This window comes from Rhodococcoides kyotonense (assembly GCF_900188125.1).
In the GTDB taxonomy this organism is placed as follows: Bacteria; Actinomycetota; Actinomycetes; order Mycobacteriales; family Mycobacteriaceae; genus Rhodococcoides; species Rhodococcoides kyotonense.
Genome location: NZ_FZOW01000010.1, coordinates 74498 through 90850, shown reverse-complemented (window position 1 = coordinate 90850; position 16353 = coordinate 74498). Strand labels below are relative to the sequence as shown.

Annotated in this window: 15 protein-coding genes; 7 read left to right on the top strand and 8 right to left on the bottom strand. The window is 64.5% G+C overall.

The features are described 5' to 3' along the window. Positions 1 to 112 precede the first annotated feature (112 nt). Positions 113 to 2923, bottom strand: a complete 2811-nt coding sequence (leuS, locus tag CHB96_RS17370) for a leucine--tRNA ligase (RefSeq protein WP_245865815.1) — start codon at positions 2921 to 2923, stop codon at positions 113 to 115. A 69-nt stretch (positions 2924 to 2992) separates the two neighbouring features. Between leuS and CHB96_RS17365 the strand changes: the two genes are divergently transcribed. The 3 genes from CHB96_RS17365 (at position 2993) to CHB96_RS17355 (ending at position 5603) form a co-directional block, all read left to right on the top strand. Then, positions 2993 to 3394, top strand: coding sequence for an SdpI family protein (locus CHB96_RS17365; RefSeq protein ID WP_089248482.1), 402 nt, complete (start codon positions 2993 to 2995; stop codon positions 3392 to 3394). Positions 3395 to 3405: 11 nt separating this feature from the next. Beyond that, complete coding sequence (locus CHB96_RS17360; protein ID WP_089248747.1) at positions 3406 to 4359, top strand: DUF1648 domain-containing protein; 954 nt, start codon at positions 3406 to 3408, stop codon at positions 4357 to 4359. 302 nt (positions 4360 to 4661) lie between these two features. Continuing rightward, on the top strand, positions 4662 to 5603 hold the full coding sequence (locus CHB96_RS17355) for a GGDEF domain-containing protein (protein ID WP_245865814.1): 942 nt from the start codon (positions 4662 to 4664) through the stop codon (positions 5601 to 5603). 21 nt (positions 5604 to 5624) lie between these two features. On the opposite strand, the gene CHB96_RS17350 is transcribed toward CHB96_RS17355, so the two are convergent. Further along, positions 5625 to 6809, bottom strand: coding sequence for an esterase/lipase family protein (locus CHB96_RS17350; protein ID WP_089248478.1), 1185 nt, complete (start codon positions 6807 to 6809; stop codon positions 5625 to 5627). Positions 6810 to 7065: 256 nt separating this feature from the next. Next, a complete protein-coding gene (locus CHB96_RS17345; protein ID WP_089248476.1) occupies positions 7066 to 7905 on the bottom strand; it encodes a LysR family transcriptional regulator in 840 nt (279 codons plus the stop codon). Between the two features lie 84 nt (positions 7906 to 7989). On the opposite strand from CHB96_RS17345, the gene CHB96_RS17340 reads away from it, so the two are divergent. Next, positions 7990 to 8991, top strand: coding sequence for a bile acid:sodium symporter family protein (locus CHB96_RS17340; RefSeq protein ID WP_089248745.1), 1002 nt, complete (start codon positions 7990 to 7992; stop codon positions 8989 to 8991). A 32-nt stretch (positions 8992 to 9023) separates the two neighbouring features. Next, positions 9024 to 10397 (top strand): glutamate decarboxylase, encoded by a 1374-nt coding sequence (gene gad, locus CHB96_RS17335; protein WP_089248743.1) that lies wholly within the window; start codon positions 9024 to 9026, stop codon positions 10395 to 10397. A 72-nt stretch (positions 10398 to 10469) separates the two neighbouring features. Here gad and CHB96_RS17330 read toward each other — a convergent pair whose 3' ends face one another. The 5 genes from CHB96_RS17330 to CHB96_RS17310 form a co-directional block, all read right to left on the bottom strand. Then, positions 10470 to 11093, bottom strand: coding sequence for a YqgE/AlgH family protein (locus CHB96_RS17330; RefSeq protein WP_089248474.1), 624 nt, complete (start codon positions 11091 to 11093; stop codon positions 10470 to 10472). Between the two features lie 64 nt (positions 11094 to 11157). Continuing rightward, the gene (locus CHB96_RS17325) at positions 11158 to 11847 is read right to left on the bottom strand and encodes a TetR/AcrR family transcriptional regulator (RefSeq protein ID WP_089248472.1); all 690 of its coding nucleotides are present in this window, start codon (positions 11845 to 11847) and stop codon (positions 11158 to 11160) included. Positions 11848 to 11867: 20 nt separating this feature from the next. Next, complete coding sequence (locus CHB96_RS17320) at positions 11868 to 12110, bottom strand: helix-turn-helix transcriptional regulator (RefSeq protein ID WP_245865811.1); 243 nt, start codon at positions 12108 to 12110, stop codon at positions 11868 to 11870. Beyond that, positions 12100 to 12951 carry an ABC transporter permease gene (locus CHB96_RS17315; RefSeq protein WP_089248470.1) on the bottom strand — a complete coding sequence of 284 codons (852 nt, stop codon included), beginning with the start codon at positions 12949 to 12951 and terminating at the stop codon, positions 12100 to 12102. Before CHB96_RS17315 ends, CHB96_RS17320 begins: the two co-directional genes overlap by 11 nt. Then, a complete protein-coding gene (locus CHB96_RS17310) occupies positions 12948 to 13853 on the bottom strand; it encodes an ABC transporter ATP-binding protein (protein ID WP_442978079.1) in 906 nt (301 codons plus the stop codon). The genes CHB96_RS17315 and CHB96_RS17310 overlap by 4 nt, the downstream gene beginning before the upstream one ends. A 214-nt stretch (positions 13854 to 14067) precedes the next feature. Between CHB96_RS17310 and CHB96_RS17305 the strand changes: the two genes are divergently transcribed. Beyond that, a complete protein-coding gene (locus CHB96_RS17305; RefSeq protein ID WP_089248737.1) occupies positions 14068 to 15000 on the top strand; it encodes an NAD-dependent epimerase/dehydratase family protein in 933 nt (310 codons plus the stop codon). Positions 15001 to 15024: 24 nt separating this feature from the next. Further along, entirely contained in the window at positions 15025 to 16311 is a 1287-nt protein-coding gene (locus tag CHB96_RS17300; protein ID WP_089248468.1) for an MFS transporter, read from the top strand. Positions 16312 to 16353: the final 42 nt, after the last annotated feature.

Genomic DNA, 16353 nt, shown 5'->3' with positions numbered 1-16353 from the left:
AAGCTCATGTAGAGGTCTCGCCTGTCGTTTCTCACACGAAAAGGATGAGGGCGGCGGTGCCGCCCGTGCGTGGAAAGTTGCAGCGGAGCCCAACTTTCCACGCACGGGTGCGTCAGCGCACGACGATGTTGACCATGCGCCCCGGGATGACGATGACCTTCGTCGGCGCCTTGCCGTCGAGCAGGGCGACGATCTTCTCGTCGGCCAACGCGGTCTTCTCGACGTCCGCACCCGACGCATCCGCGGGCACCGTGATGCGACTACGCACCTTGCCGTTGACCTGGATGGGGTAGTCGACGGTGTCGGCGACGAGCCACTTCTTCTCCACCCGCGGGAACGGTCCGTGGGCAAGCGAAGACGAGTGACCCAGCTGCTTCCACAGCTCCTCGGACAGATGTGGCGCCATCGGGGCGAGCATCAGGATCAGTGGCTCGACGACACCGCGGGGAGCACCCTCGGGGTACGCCTTCGTCAGGTGGTTGGTCAGCTCGATGAGCTTGGCACCGGCCGTATTGTCGCGCAGCGCAGTGTAATCCGCTTCCACGCCATCGATGACGCGGTTGAGAATGCGCAGCGTGTCCTCCGTCGGCTTCTCGTCGGTGACGCGGACTGCGCCGGTCTCCTCGTCGAGCACGAGGCGCCACACGCGCTGCAGGAATCGCTGCGCGCCGACGACATCCTTCGTCGCCCACGGTCGCGACGTGTCGAGCGGTCCCATCGACATCTCGTAGACACGCAGGGTGTCGGCGCCGTATTCGGCGAAGATCTCGTCGGGGGAGACCGAGTTCTTCAGGCTCTTGCCCATCTTGCCGTACTCACGATTGACCGGCTCGCCCTGATAGAAGTACCCGCCGTCACGCTCTTCGACCTCCTCGGCCGGAACGTAGACGCCACGAGCGTCGGTGAAGGCGTACGCCTGGATGTAGCCCTGGTTGTACAAACGGCGGTACGGCTCGCTCGAACTCACGTGCCCGAGATCGAACAGCACCTTGTGCCAGAACCGCGAGTACAACAGGTGCAGCACCGCATGTTCGACGCCACCGACGTAGAGATCGACGCCGCCTGGATCGTTGGGTCCGTGGATCTCGGGACGCGGTCCCACCCAGTACTTCTCGTTCTCCGGGTCGGCGAACGTCTCGGAGTTGGTCGGGTCGATGTAGCGCAGCTGGTACCACGAGCTGCCCGCCCACTGCGGCATGACGTTGGTGTCGCGGCGGTAGGTCTGCAGCCCGTCACCGAGATCGAGCTCGACATTCACCCAGTCCGACGCCTTGGCCAGCGGCGGCGACGGCTCGGAGCTCGCGTCGTCGGGATCGAAGGACACCGGCGCATAGTCCTCGACCTCGGGAAGTTCCACCGGCAGAACCGATTCCGGCAGAGCGTGTGCGTTGCCGTCGGCGTCGTAGACGATCGGGAAGGGCTCGCCCCAGTACCGCTGGCGCGCGAACAGCCAGTCGCGCAGCTTGTACTGGATGGTCCCACGGCCCTTGCCTTCGGACTCGAGCCTCTCCACCACGGCAGCCTTGGCCTCGTCCACCGAAAGGCCTTCCAGGAAGCCGGAATTCACGAGCGGGCCGTCACCCGAGTACGCAGCCTCGGTCACGTCGCCGCCGGAAATCACTTCGCGCACAGGCAGTTCGAACTTGGTGGCGAACTCCCAGTCACGCTGATCGTGACCCGGAACGGCCATGATCGCGCCGGTTCCGTATCCGGTGAGCACGTAGTCGGCGATGAACACCGGTACCTGCTCGCCGTTCACCGGATTTTCGGCATACGAACCGGTGAAGACGCCCGTCTTCTCCTTGTTCTCCTGACGCTCGAGATCGGACTTGGCCGCGATCGAAGCACGGTATGCCGCAACAGCTTCCGCGGGGCTCGCTGCGCCGCCGGTCCACACGGACGGGACATCGGCAGGCCACTCGGACGCGATCAAGCCGTCGACCAAGTCGTGTTCGGGAGCGAGCACGACGTAACTGGCGCCGAACAGCGTGTCGGGCCGCGTCGTGAACACCTCGATGCCGGAGAACGACACCTGAGCACCGCGGGATCGCCCGATCCAGTTGCGCTGCATGGTCTTGACCTTGTCCGGCCAATCCAGGTACTCCAGGTCGTCGATCAGGCGGTCCGAGTACGCGGTGATGCGCATCATCCACTGCCGCAGGTTCTTTCGGAACACCGGGAAGTTGCCGCGATCGCTGCGTCCGTCGGCGGTGACCTCTTCGTTGGCGAGTACCGTGCCGAGCCCGGGGCACCAGTTGACCAGCGAATTGGACTCGTAGACCAGACGGAAGGAATCCAGAACCGACGCTCGATCGGCCGAACTCAGCGAGTCCCAGGACCGACCGTCCTCCAAGGAACGCGCCCCATCGGAGAACTCCTTCTCCAATTCGGAAATGGGGCGTGCTTTGCCGGCCGAGGCGTCGTACCAGGAATTGAAGATCTGCAGGAAGATCCACTGCGTCCAGTGGTAGAAGTCGACGTCCGTCGTCGCCAGGGATCGCCGACGGTCGTGCCCGAGGCCGAGGCGACGCAGCTGGCGTCGCATGTTCGCGATGTTTGCCTCGGTCGTCGAACGTGGGTGTGTTCCGGTCTGGACGGCGTACTGCTCGGCCGGCAGACCGAACGCGTCGTACCCGAGGGCGTGCAGAACGTTGCGCCCGTGCATGCGGTGGAAACGCGCGAAGACGTCGGTCGCGATGTAGCCGAGTGGGTGTCCGACGTGCAGACCGCTGCCCGACGGGTACGGGAACATGTCTTGCACGAAGAGCTTGTCCGCGGGCACCTCACCGGCAAGCGGGCCGACCGGGTTCGGGGCGTCGAAGGTGCCCTGCTCGTCCCACAGGTCTTGCCACTGCTGCTCGATGCGCCCGGCAACATCCGCGGTATAGCGGTGCTCGGGCGTTGCGTCCACTGGATCAGTCACATAGCCAAGGGTAGAGCCTGAGCTGGGCCGCCTGGTACGCGCACCTGTGGTAGCCGTATCCTTACCCGCGTGATCGTCGTGTCGATACTGATGTTCGTACTCGCTCTCGTCGTCGGCTCCGTTGCCGCTGCGAGTCTGACGGGCAAACTCCCCCGCAACCGGTGGGCAGGCGTGCGTACCGCAGAGTCGATGCGCGACGACGACACGTTCACGATGGCCAACAAAGTGGCAGGCCCGACCAACGCTGCGTCGGCCCTTCTCCTTCTCATCGGTGGCGCTGCCGGACTGATGCTGAGCGGCGTGTTCGCGGTCGTCGCCGTCGCCGCCTGCGTCATCGCTGCATTCGTCACCGCCGGAATCGGCGGATCGATCGGCGCCCGCGCAGCAGCGGCCAAGCCGGTGGAGGAAGCCGGCGGATGCGGGCATTCCTGCATCTCGTGCAGCCTCAAGGATGCGTGCGCTCCGAGCTGATCGCACCGGACATGAAGCAGCGGACGTTCGACCCGGCAGGCGTCGTATTCGGCGTCGTGCTGCCGATCGCCGCAGCTGTCTTCGGCATCGTTCTGACGAGGGTCTGGCGCCCGCGCCTACCCGACCAGATCGCGACGCACTGGTCCGGCACCGCTCCCGACGGCTTCACCAGCCCGACGACCAGTTCCATCACTCTCGCGATCATCGTGATCCTCGTCGGCGGCGGGTGCAGCGCCATCGCGTCTCTGGCCCACGCGCTGCTGATCATGCGGCGGACCATGTTGATGATCGGCTCGACCGTCGTCGGGCTGATCGTCGTGCTGCAGGTGGCCATCCTGTCCCGACAGCTCGATGTCTCCGACGTCACCGCCATCGAGATTCCCGGCTGGGCCCTCGCCTTCGGAACCGCCGTCGGATTCCTGGTCGGTCTGCTCGGCGCCTCGCTCCTCCGGGATTACCGCGACCGGGTCGTCGCCGACGCACCGCCGCCGGCGTCATTGCCTCGCGGTGACGCCGACCTGCCGATCGTCGAGCCGCTGGGCGCGGGACGCGTCGGGACCGCCGTTCTTTTCACGATCATGGCGGCGGCGGCGATCCTGACCTGCTGGCTCGCGGAGTCGTGGTGGCCACTCGCGATCTTCGTGCCGCTCGCAGTCCTGCCGGTGTCGCTGATGAGATACGAACTCGTCGTCGACCGGAAAGGCCTGCACGTACGCAGCCTCGGGATGGCGGCGTTCGACTACTCGATCGACGAGATCACCGGCGCGTCGGTTCGTGAGGTCAGCCCCTTCGAGGACTTCGGCGGCTGGGGTCTGCGCGTCAAGGGTCGAGGCAACTATGCCGTCGCCACAGCCAAGGGGCCTGCAGTCTTCGTGACGTTCGCCAACGGGCAACGCCTGACGATCACCACCGAACACGCGGAGCGCATCGCGGGAGCGTTGAACACGCTCGCGTCTTCCCGGTGATTACCGCAAAACAAACCGGTTGCCGCTTTTCTCGTTTAGGCTCGTTTTCAATCACACGGTGACGACTGGAGGCTCGCACGAACGAGAACCAATCGTCGGCACCCGGTGCTCCCACCCGTAGCCGACGCGCCACTCACCGCCGGCCGAACAAGGATTCCGTTCGTGCCGTCCTGACGGAGTGGTACAGCCAGCCTTTCGACTACCAGTGGATCGTCACGCATCACTCGACGCGTGGGCTACACCGGCCGCTGCGGATCGTCTTCGGCGCCGCGACGCTGCTGTTCGCGGCCGCGTCGGTACTGATGCTGTTCGGCGGACGCGGGCCGCAGGGCTTCCTGCCCGAAGCCTGGGTCGGCATCATGTTGCTCATTCAGCTCGCCGTCGCACTGCGGTGGTTCTTCGGCCCGCTTCCCGTGCGTCGAGACTTCATCGGTTTCGCCGTGTTCGGCGACGTCGGACTCACCTCGGTCCTCGTGCTGTACGAACCGCTGGGAGGCCTGATCGGCTGCGGATTGTTCGTCGTCACAGGCGCATTGTGTACGTACTTCCTCAGCCAGAAACTTCTACTCGCACACCTGCTCTGGTGTACGGCGTTCATTGCGATCATGATCGTGCGAGCGGCATTCGCCGGCACGGAAGACGTGGTGACGGTCCTTGCGGTCGGAATCGTCATTCTCGGCATCAACACCGGCATCCCGTTGCTCGCACACATCGCGTGGACTGCGATCGGGCGCGACGCCCGCCGTTCTCTCGTCGATCCACTCACCGGGCTTCTCAACCGACGAGGCCTCGACGACGCGGCCGAGGAGCTCGTCACCGCCGGGCAGCACCGCGGGCACTGCCTCGTGGTCCTCGTGATCGACATCGACCGCTTCAAACAGGTCAACGACTACTTCGGCCACGACACCGGCGACCGCGTGATCGTCAGGATGTCCGATCGGCTGGCTGAACTGTTCAGAGTGGACGGCGTCGTGGCACGCACGGGCGGGGAAGAATTCGTGGTCGTTTTCTCGACACCGTTCGACAACGCGCACGATCGCATCGGCCAGGTCGGCCACGCCCTGTATCGACGGGAAGATCAGATACCCGTCACGGTCAGCGTCGGGGCCGCCATCATTCCGCAGCCCACCGACATGTGGGGAGGGGACTTGTCCGTCGTCACGCGAGCTACCCGTGCCGCGGACTCGATGATGTACCGCGCGAAGTACGACGGCGGAAACCGCACCGCATCGACCTTTCTATGACGACGCAGTGCGGTCTTGCCACTATCCGCCGGTGACCGGCGCGTTCCAGACGCACGGAATGGCGCTCGCCGGCGTGCCGACCGGATCGAGGGCGTTCTTGACGATGCCGATCGTCCTGGGCGACACCGTGATCGACAGGTGATCCGAGAAGTCGACACCGCACCCGTCCTGCAGTAGCACGTTCTTCACCGTCGCACCGGGCCCTGCCGTCAGGAACGTCGTCTTGTACGGCGTGACGACCTCGTCGAATCGTGTGCCGAGCACCGTGTAGTCGATTCCCGGTTCGGTGTCACCGCCCGCGTCGAGCGCCTTGACCAACGGTGAATCCAGCACCTGATCGGACGCAGCAGGGCCCGCGACAGCGCCGACGACGCCGAGCACGTTCAGACCGAGGTTGTTGATCGTGCGGCCGAGCGTTCCGATTCCGACGAGTGTGGTGCCGTGATTGGAACCGGCGATGCTGACGACCTTGCGCACCTTGTTCTTCGACGGATTCGACGGGTCGGCGCCGCCCTCGAACCGAAGATATTGCCGAGTGACCAAGCCGCCCTGCGAATGTCCGACGAGATCGACCTGCGACGCGCCCGTCCGCGCGAGGACCGCGTCGACATAGGTCGCGATCTCCTTGGCACTGTCCGCGACGGGACCGGTGCCGCGCAGCGACTTCACGTGCCCGATCGCGCTCGAGTCCTTGTCTCCGTAGTTCAGCGCGAACACGCAGTACCCGGCATCCTTCAACGCGGGTGACAGCCTCGCGAAGTTGTTGTAGGCGTTCTCCCACGTACCATGAAGCAGCACAACAGGATTCGGATGTTGCGCACTAGGCTTGCACGCCCAGTCGTTGGCACCCTGGGGAGCGACGTCGGGATGCACGATGCTGTAGAGGAATCCAGCGAGGAAGTTCTTCTGCACGGGCCCGTATCCGACGGTTTCCTTCTCCGGGTCGTCGGTGACCGTCGTGGGGGCCGCGTCGGCGATGTTCGGTTTCTCGATCCCTTGGTCCTCGGCCTTGGGCCGTTCCTCCTCGGTTCCCTCGGGAGGGATGACCTCGGTCCCGTCCTCGCTGATCGTCGCGGGAGGCGCCGGATCGTCGGCAGGTTGCGCCGACGCCACCGCGACACCGGCGAACATGATCGCCGCCGACAGTGCGGCGATGGTCGCGGTGCTTCGAGTTCTGCACCTGAATCGGACATGGTTGATCGACATAGGCCGTCCGCCTTCTTCTGGCGGCACCTTCGCTGCGGGAGATGCCGTGGCTGCACCGAATACGGCACGAGGTCTTGCCGGACTGGATCCTCTGGCGCCATCGGTCCCCCGACCCCGACCTTCATGTGGCACAGCGTCGATGCTCTGCGCTGAGCCTGGACACACAGTAGGGGCGCGGTGTGAGTCGCGAACCTCATTGCGGCTCTTCTGGATATCCGACCCCGGGCGCCTGTCCGCCGTTGGGATCGGTCACACATCACTTGGCGAGTCGCGCCATGATCGCGTCGCGCAGGGCGACCTGTGGAGACCGCGCAGGCGCCCGTGAGACGAGCACGAATTCGATACCACCGGGGTCGGGGAGTCCCTGCCCGTCGAGCGCGACCAACCCGTCGGGAAGCGTCGAGAATGCATGGACCAGATATCCGAGACCCGCTTGGGCCGCCGCCCGCAGACCCAGCTCACTGTCGCTCACGCAGGTGACGCGCCACCCACGGCCCACACGATCGAGCGCTGCCAGCGCCGAGGATCGCGTGATACTCGGCTGCGGATACGTCACGAGGGGAACGACTCCCGGCTCCACCTTCGTACCGGGCGGCCCCGCCCAGACGAGGCGATCCGACCAGACCAACTCTCCGTGAGTCTCTCCCGGCCTTCGCTTTCCGAAGACGAGATCCAGTTCGTCGTTGTCGAGCTTCGCGCGCAGCGTCTCGCTGAGCCCGACGTTCAATTCCAGATCCACCCTCGGATGCGCCCGTCGGAACTCGTACAGAACATGCGGCAACCGGGTACTGACGAGATCGTCGGAGACGCCGAGTCGCAGGCGTCCGGACAACGGCGCCTCGGCGAAGTAGAGCTCGGCTTCGGCGGTCGCGTCGAGAATCGTGCGAGCGAAACCGAGCATGGCTGTGCCGTCGGCAGTGAGTTCCATGCTGCGGGTGTCGCGGTGGAAGAGCTCGCGTCCGACGGCTTTCTCGAGTCGGGCAATGTGCCCACTGACCGTCGACTGGCGCAGCCCGAGCACGTCACCGCCCGCGGTGAAACCGCCCTCGCGCTCGACGACCAGAAAAGTGCGTAGCAGGACGGGGTCGAGGAGCATCGTCGATATTTATCACTGATTGCGTTCACAGTAAACGTGTTCATCGACTTTCATGATGGTTCCGGGGCAGATATCGTGAGCCGAGTGAACGTTCTTCGACAGGCGCGGCCCGACGGCTTCGTGCTCGGCATCATCGCCATCGCGGGCCTGGCCAGCATCTTTCCCGCCGCAGGCACTGCGGAGACCGTTCTGGGTTGGGCGACGAAGATCGCGATCGGACTGCTGTTCCTGATCTACGGCGCGCGGCTGTCCCCACAGGAGGCATGGGAAGGCGTCAAACACTGGCGTCTGCATTCCGTCGTACTCGCGACGACGTACCTGCTGTTCCCGCTGATCGGGCTGGCGCTGCGGATCCTCGCGCCGAACGTACTGACCCAGGATCTCTACACCGGAATCCTGTTCCTGTGCCTCGTGCCGTCGACCGTCCAGTCGTCGATCGCCTTCACGTCGATCGCGAAAGGCAACGTGGCGGGCGCCGTCGTCAGCGCCTCGTTCTCGAACATCATCGGCGTCTTCGTCACCCCGCTGCTGGTGATTCTGCTGATGAACACCTCGGGCAACGCCCACATCGACGCGTCGGCGATCCTGGACATCGTCGCTCAGCTGCTGGTCCCGTTCGTCGTCGGGCAGATGATCCGGCCCCTCGTGACGGGATGGCTGTCGCGGCATTCGAAACCGACGAAGATCGTCGACCGCGGTTCCATTCTTCTCGTCGTCTATGCGGCGTTCAGCGAGAGCATGAATCAGCACGTCTGGTCGTCGGTGTCCGTCTGGCGCATTCTCGCGGTCGTCGCCACCTGCATCTTCGTTCTCGCGGCCGTCCTCCTGCTGACGCACTACATCGGCCGCGCGCTGGGCTTTCCTCTCGCCGATCGGATCGTCCTCGTGTTCTGCGGATCGAAGAAGAGCCTGGCCAGTGGCCTACCGATGGCCTCGGTACTGTTCGCGGGCGGACCCGTCGGCCTGATCGTGTTGCCGTTGCTGCTGTTCCACCAGATTCAGCTGATGGTGTGCGCTGTCCTCGCACAGCGGTATGCCCGCGTTTCGCCTGCCGAGGGTGATGCAGAACCCGCACTGCGGCACTAGCGTCGGGCTATCCCTATGACTTGGAGGACGACGTGGCCCGAAAGAAGCATCCGAACGGCGTGATCTCCGCGGCGTACACCGGCAGGATCGCGACGAATCCGGTACCCGCACTCCGACTTCCCGACGACCAACTCGATCCGGAAGCGGCATACCGGTTCATCCACGACGAACTGATGCTCGACGGCTCCTCCCGACTCAATCTGGCCACGTTCGTCACCACCTGGATGGATCCGCAGGCCGAGAAACTGATGGCGGAAACGTTCGACAAGAACATGATCGACAAGGATGAATACCCGGCGACGGCGTCCATCGAGGAACGCTGCGTCAACATGGTCGCCGATCTGTTCCATGCGCCGGGACTGGATCCCGAGGATCCGTCGTCGGCGACAGGGGTGTCGACCATCGGGTCCAGCGAAGCCGTCATGCTCGCAGGACTCGCATTGAAATGGCGTTGGCGTGCACGAGTATCCGACAGCACCAGACCCAATCTCGTTCTGGGAAGCAATGTTCAGGTCGTCTGGGAGAAGTTCTGCCGATACTTCGACGTCGAACCGAGATATCTTCCGATGGAACCCGGCCGGTACGTCATCACGCCCGAGCAGGTGCGAGAAGCCGTCGACGAGAACACGATCGGCGTCGTCGCCATCCTCGGGACCACGTTCACCGGAGAGCTCGAACCGGTGTCGGAGATCTGCGACACCTTGGATGCACTGGCGGCAAGCGGCGGGCCCGACGTTCCGGTCCACGTCGATGCCGCCAGTGGAGGATTCGTCGTCCCGTTCCTGCACCCACACCTCGAGTGGGACTTCCGTCTCCCGCGGGTCAAGTCCATCAACGCAAGTGGTCACAAGTACGGATTGACCTATCCCGGAATCGGTTTCGCCGTATGGCGCACGAAGGAGGACCTGCCCGAGGACCTCGTGTTCCGAGTCAACTACCTCGGCGGCGACATGCCTACGTTCACACTGAACTTCTCGCGGCCGGGCAATCAGGTCGTCGGACAGTACTACAACTTCCTACGACTCGGGCGCTCCGGATACACCGACATCATGGAAGCGTTGCGCGACACAGCAGTTCGTGTCAGCCAGCACCTCGCCTCGCACCCGGCGTTCGAGGTAATCACCGACGGCAGTGCGATACCGGTGATCTCCTTCACGCTCGCCGGAGACCGCCCGTTCACGGTCTTCGACGTGTCCCACGAATTACGCGCACGAGACTGGCAGGTTCCCGCATACACCATGCCGGACAACGCAACCGACGTCGCCGTGCTCCGCATCGTGGTGCGCGAAGGCTTCAGCGCCGATCTGGGCCGTCTGCTGTGCATCGCGATCAGCGAAGTGATCGACCAGCTCGAGGCCGTCGCTGCGGGCGGCGGGCACTCCACGGAAACGCACTTCGCTCACTGATGCGGCTGCGCCGCCCGTGCGTGCATAGTTGGTCTCAGGGCCAACTCTCCGCGCACGGGCGCCGAAGGCGCACTAGTTCCGTTCTACATCGATCGGGTGCGACGCCAGCATGGCCAGCGGCATCGGCTGGCGTCGCAGAACGTGCGCCCACAGGTCGATCTTCGGCGGCCCGATGACGTCGGACGCCAACGCCGACACCACCATCCAGTCGTCACGCGCCAGTTCGCCGTCGAGCTGGCCGAGCGTCCACCCCGAGTATCCGGCGAAGACGCGAACACCTTCGACGAGCGGGGCGATGTCCGACGGGTCGGAATCCAGATCGACCATCACGACGCGCCCGTCCACCCGCCTGAGCCCGGCGACACCCTCGACGTCGACCCCGGTACGCACGACGGCCAGGCACAACGCGGAATCCCGCTTGACAGGGCCGCCGACATAGAGCGCCTGCGGACGAGCAGCCAGGTCCGCCCACTGCGGGAGCACGTTCTGCACGGCCGTCTCACTCGGACGGTTCACGACGACACCGAGACTGCCCGCGTCGTTGTGCTCGATGACGTAGACAACGGTGCGCCGGAACGTCGGCTCGACGAGCTCGACCGAACTCACGAGCAAGCTACCCGGACGCACCGCCTCGTCGACCGACGCAGCGTGTTCCTCTGCCGTCCGGTCCTCGGGTTCCTCCGCATGCGTAGCCATGGAGACATTGTGGCACCGCGAACCACCCGATGTACCGCAAGGAATCGGAGAAAGTTTCTTCGAGTCAGGTCAGCCCGACGAGACTCGCCAGAAGCGCGAGTTGGTGCTCGAACAACAGCTCGCGGTCCTGGAAGTTGGACGATCCGTACTGGTCGAAGACGTCGAAGCTCACCGCGCCGAACAGCGACGCCCACACCAGAACCCCGGCCGCGAGGGCCGCGTCGGACATCTCTGTTCCCATTTCGTTACGAACTTCGGCGAAGTCGCCCCGAAGAGAGTCCAGCGGCAGCGGGGACGGGGGCGTCGCCAGGCGACCCACGCGATCGGCCTGATCGAAAATTCGTACGAGTTCGACGATGACGCGTGTACCCGGCTCCGTGGTCTGCTCGGCCGGTGCGTGATAGCCGGGCACCGGGCTGCCGAACAGCAGTGCATAGCTCGACGGCTCCCGCCGTGCCCACAGTCTGACGGCCCGGCCCAGTGCCAGGAACTTCTCGCGAGGATCGTCGATGGGATCCACAGCCTTGTCGACCTCGTCGCCGAGCTCGTCGTACGCGTCGACGACGAGAAGTGTCAAAAGCTCATCGCGGCTCTTGACGTACCGATAGACCGCCGACGACACGACGCCCAGATCCCGGGCCACCGCGCGCAGCGACAGGGCGGCAGCGCCGTCGGCGGCGAGATGCTGACGGCCGATACGGGTGATATCGGTGAGCGTCTGCGCCCGGGCGCGTTCCCGTGGGGTGGTCGGCATGGAAGACACACTATCGACGGTCATGCCGTGGAATCGGTTGACCCGAGCCGCGCGAACGGATCGATCGAGAAGATGACCTCGACCGAAACCTCGAAGTACGACGCGATGCGCAACGCCAGGTGGAGGCTGGGACTGTACTCACCGCGCTCGAGATATCCGACGGTTTGGTAATGGACACCCAGCGCGTCCGCCAGATCCCGTCTCGAGATCTGGCGTTCCGCGCGCAACATCGCGATGCGGTTGTAGATGACTTCAGTAGGCACGTGCCAATGCCTTGTCTCGTCGCTCGTCCACCTTGCTCCCGGATTCGTTTCGTGCCATGCGGCTCAACACTATCGGGGCGGCCACCACACCTACGATCGACCAGGCTCCGAGTGCAGCAGCGGTTTCCAGATGACGCCACGACTGATCGAGTTCGACGACAACAGCATCGGACGGCAGGACGGCCGAACGCAGCCCGAGCCCGAGCCAGTAGCACGGCAGGATCTGTGCCACATCCTGCAACCACCCGGGTAGCGCCGTGATCGGGTAGAAGATCCCCGAGATTCCGACGACGCCCATCAGCGGCATGGTCACGAAGAACAATCCACGGGCGGTGCCGACGACGGCACCCAGAACAGCGCCGAGTGGCAACGTCGCCAGCAGACCGAGCACCACGACCCAGAGAAGTGTGAACCAGGATCCGGCACTGTCGAGGGCCACACCGCCGACGATGATCCAGCCGGCGAGCAGTACAACGATCACCTGCACGGTCACCACCGATGCGTTGCTACCGATCCGTCCGATGAAGTAACCGATCATTCCGTTCGGAGTTGCTTTGGCCCGCAACAGTGTTCCGTCTTCGCGGTCGAGCACGATCGCCTCGCCGATCGTGTAGACACCGTTGAAGAAGATGATGGTGCCCATGACGCCAGGCAACGCGAGCATCGCCAAACTGAATCCGGTCTCCTGGAACGACCCGTTCCGCATGAACACCAGCGCGACCATGATGAGCGCTGGGAACAAGAACACGGCAGCCAGACCCTGAGGATCCGTGAACATCTGACGGAGTTCGATTGCGCTGCGCCTGAATCCGGCTCTCGCCGCAGTCCCTTTGGCACTCATGTCGTCACTACCTCCACTGTCTCTGCGCGAGCTGGGGATTCCTGTCGATGCACCAACGCCATGTACGTGTCCTCGAGCGTCGCGCGCCGCACTTCCAGATCGACGACGCGATCACCGTGTTGCACGTAGAGCTCGTGCACGAATTTCGTTGCTTCCGTTGTGCTGTGGACCGATCGCCTACCGTCGACGGACCACCGAACCTCCGAATCCGCCGGGACGTTGCGGGACAGTTCGTCCGGCGAACCGTCGGCGATGATCCTTCCTCCGGCAAGGATGACGATGCGATCGGCAAGCTTCTCTGCTTCGTCGAGATCGTGCGTCGTGGCAAGGATGGTCGTCCCGTCGAGATCGGCCAATCTGTGTACCAATTCATGGAATTCGCGACGAGCATCCGGATCGAACCCGGCTGTCGGTTCGTCCAGAAACAGGAGTTCGGGTTTTCCGACGATGCCGATCGCCACGTCGAGACGCCTGCGTTGCCCACCGGACAGTGATGCGATCTTCGACTGCGCATGCCCGGTGAGGCCGACGAGTTCCAGCAACTCGCTCACGTTCCACGGCGTTCCGAACGGCACGTAGAAGGACCCGAGGTAGTCCAGAAATTCGCGCACCCGCCACCGACCGTGGTCACGCCACGATTGGAGCACGACGCCGACCCGCGCACGCCAGGCCTCGTCACCGTCGGCTGGATCGTGTCCGAGAACATTCACGCGCCCCGCCGACCTCAGCCGAAAGCCCTCGAGAATCTCGAGCGTCGTGGACTTGCCTGCTCCGTTGGGACCCAACATGACCAGCACCTCGCCCCGGCGCGCCTGGAAGGACACGCCCTTCAGGACATCCGTGGTGTCGTACCGCATTCGTAGATCGGAAACGTCGACTACGACGTCGCTATCGGGTCTCACGGTTTCTCCCGTCGCTGCATGGTCATCGCGTGCGCACACGCATATGCGTGTGCAGGGTGTGTCGATTTTCGATGGTTCGTAGCATAACTACTACATTTTGTACGAGCAATGCCTTTGTCCAAAGAATTTGAGAGAGCAGTGCTCTTGCGTTTTCGTCCACGGGCGCGCACACTCGAAGAAACAGAGAGCAGTGCTCACATTCGAAGGAGTGGACATGAACCAGCTACACGTCGTCACCGGAGCAGGACCCGTCGGATGGACCGTCGCCGAACAACTGGCTGCCAAGGGCCACGACGTACGCATCCTCACCCGCTCGGGTTCGGGACCGGACCACCCGTCTATCGACAGGCGCCGCGTCGACGTCGAAACCGACGATCTCCGTGAGCATTTCGCGGGAGCAACGGCGATCTACCACTGCACCCACGTCGCATACGAGGACAAGGTGTGGCGCGAGAAGCTCCCGAAGATGGAACGACGCGTACTCGACGCGGCCGCCGGAACCGTCGTCGTCTTCCCGGAGAGTCTCTACTCCTACGGGTACATCGACGGCCCGATCCGTGAGGACTCGCCTCGGACCGCGACCCATCGCAAGCTCGGCGTCAGGACAGAACTGCTGGCCGCCCGCGACGCACACGCGACCCCGACCGTCAGCGTCGCGGCATCCGATTTCTACGGGCCGAACGTCCTGACAGCCCACATGGGGGATCGAGTGGTCCCGAAGATATTGTCGCACAACACCATCCGTGTGATCGCGAATGCCGATCTGCCACATTCGTTCACGTACGTACCCGACTTCGCCGCAGCGATGATCGAGGCCGCTGCGACACCGTCTTCGTGGAACACCGTCCTGCACGCACCGACTGCACCCGCCGTCACCCAGCGCGAGATGATCGAAATGTTCAGCCGCGCAGCCCACGCCCCGACGCCGAAGATCGGCACCATTCCGGCGTGGATGATGAAAGCACTCGCCGTCGTACCCGGTCCGATCAAGGAACTCGGCGACACGCTGTATCAGTTCACGCACCCGTACGTCCTCGACAGCTCGGCGAGCGAGACACTCCTCGGCCTGCATCCGACGCCACTGTCCGACGGCGCCGCAGCCACCGTCGCATGGTGGAAGGCGAAGGAGCTGGCTCGGGCGTCGTAGGTAACTGGGGCTACAGTCCTGTAAGTGAGCGACGAGACCTTCCTGGCGCGACTGCGCAACTCGCCCGGCGCGGGCAAGCTCACCGCAATCCGCTTCGCAGGTCAATTCGGCGACGGACTGTTCCAGGCAGCGCTCAGCGGTGCGATCCTGTTCAACCCCGAACGTGAATCCAATCCAGCGGCCATCGCTGCAGGGTTCGCAGTCCTGCTGGTGCCGTACTCGGTGATCGGACCGTTCGCCGGGGCGATGCTCGATCGATGGGATCGGCGCGCAGTCGTACTGTGGGCGAACGTCCTTCGCATGGTGCTCATCGCCGTCACGGCGACCGTGCTGTGCACCGGGGGCGGCGAGACACCACTCCTCCTTCTCGCACTGACCACAGTCGGCCTCAGCCGATTCGTTCTCGCCGGGGTCTCGGCGTCCCTGCCTCACGTCGTCCGGACATCCTGGCTGGTGCCGATGAACTCCCTCCTCGCCACCGTCGGCTCCGGGTTCGCTGCCGCGGGAGCAGGAGCCGCCGTCGGGATCATCGGATACGTCGGCGCCGGGGACACAGGGTCGGGAATCGCCGTCGCGGTGTCCGCCGTCGGATCCGTCGTCGGAACCGTTGCTGCAGCGCGGTTCCCGCGACAATCATTGGGTCCAGCGACCCTGCCCGACGACGGTGCATCCCGTGCATTCGCCGACATCGCAGCCGGGTTGAAGTCCGGCGCCGTCGCGGTATGGAGATCGCCGACGGTGACCGCCGCGATGACGGGAATCGGTGCGCACCGCATCGTGTTCGGCATCGACACTCTCGTCATGGTGCTGATCCTGCGTCAGACTCCGTCGAGTTCCCTGCCCGGCGGTCTGGCCGGCTTCGGCATCGCCGTCGGCGCAACCGCTGCGGGCATGCTGATCGCCGCGGTGCTGACTCCGTTCCTCCTACCGACATTCGGTCGTGTCCGGTCGATCATCGGCGCCCTCGCATTGGCCGCCGTCGTGCAGGTCACGTTCATCAACGGACTGACGCAGACGAGCCTGCTCGTCGGGGCATTCCTACTCGGCATCGCCGGCCAGACCATCAAACTGACCGGGGACGCGTCGATGCAGACCAAGATCGACGACGACCATCGTGGCCGCGTATTCGCGTTGCAGGACACCGTTTTCAACATCTTCTTCGTAGCGGCGCTCGCCGTCGCAGCATTCGCTGTCGGCCCGATGACGACGGATCTGGCGGGTGAGGCGTCGGCGCATGCCGTCGTGCTCGGCGGCGGTGTCATCTATCTGCTCGGGCTGGTCGCGGTGGTGGTGAACGCTCGCCGCACGTAGTATCTCCGCGGACCGTACGGTACGAAACTCGGCACAGGAGGA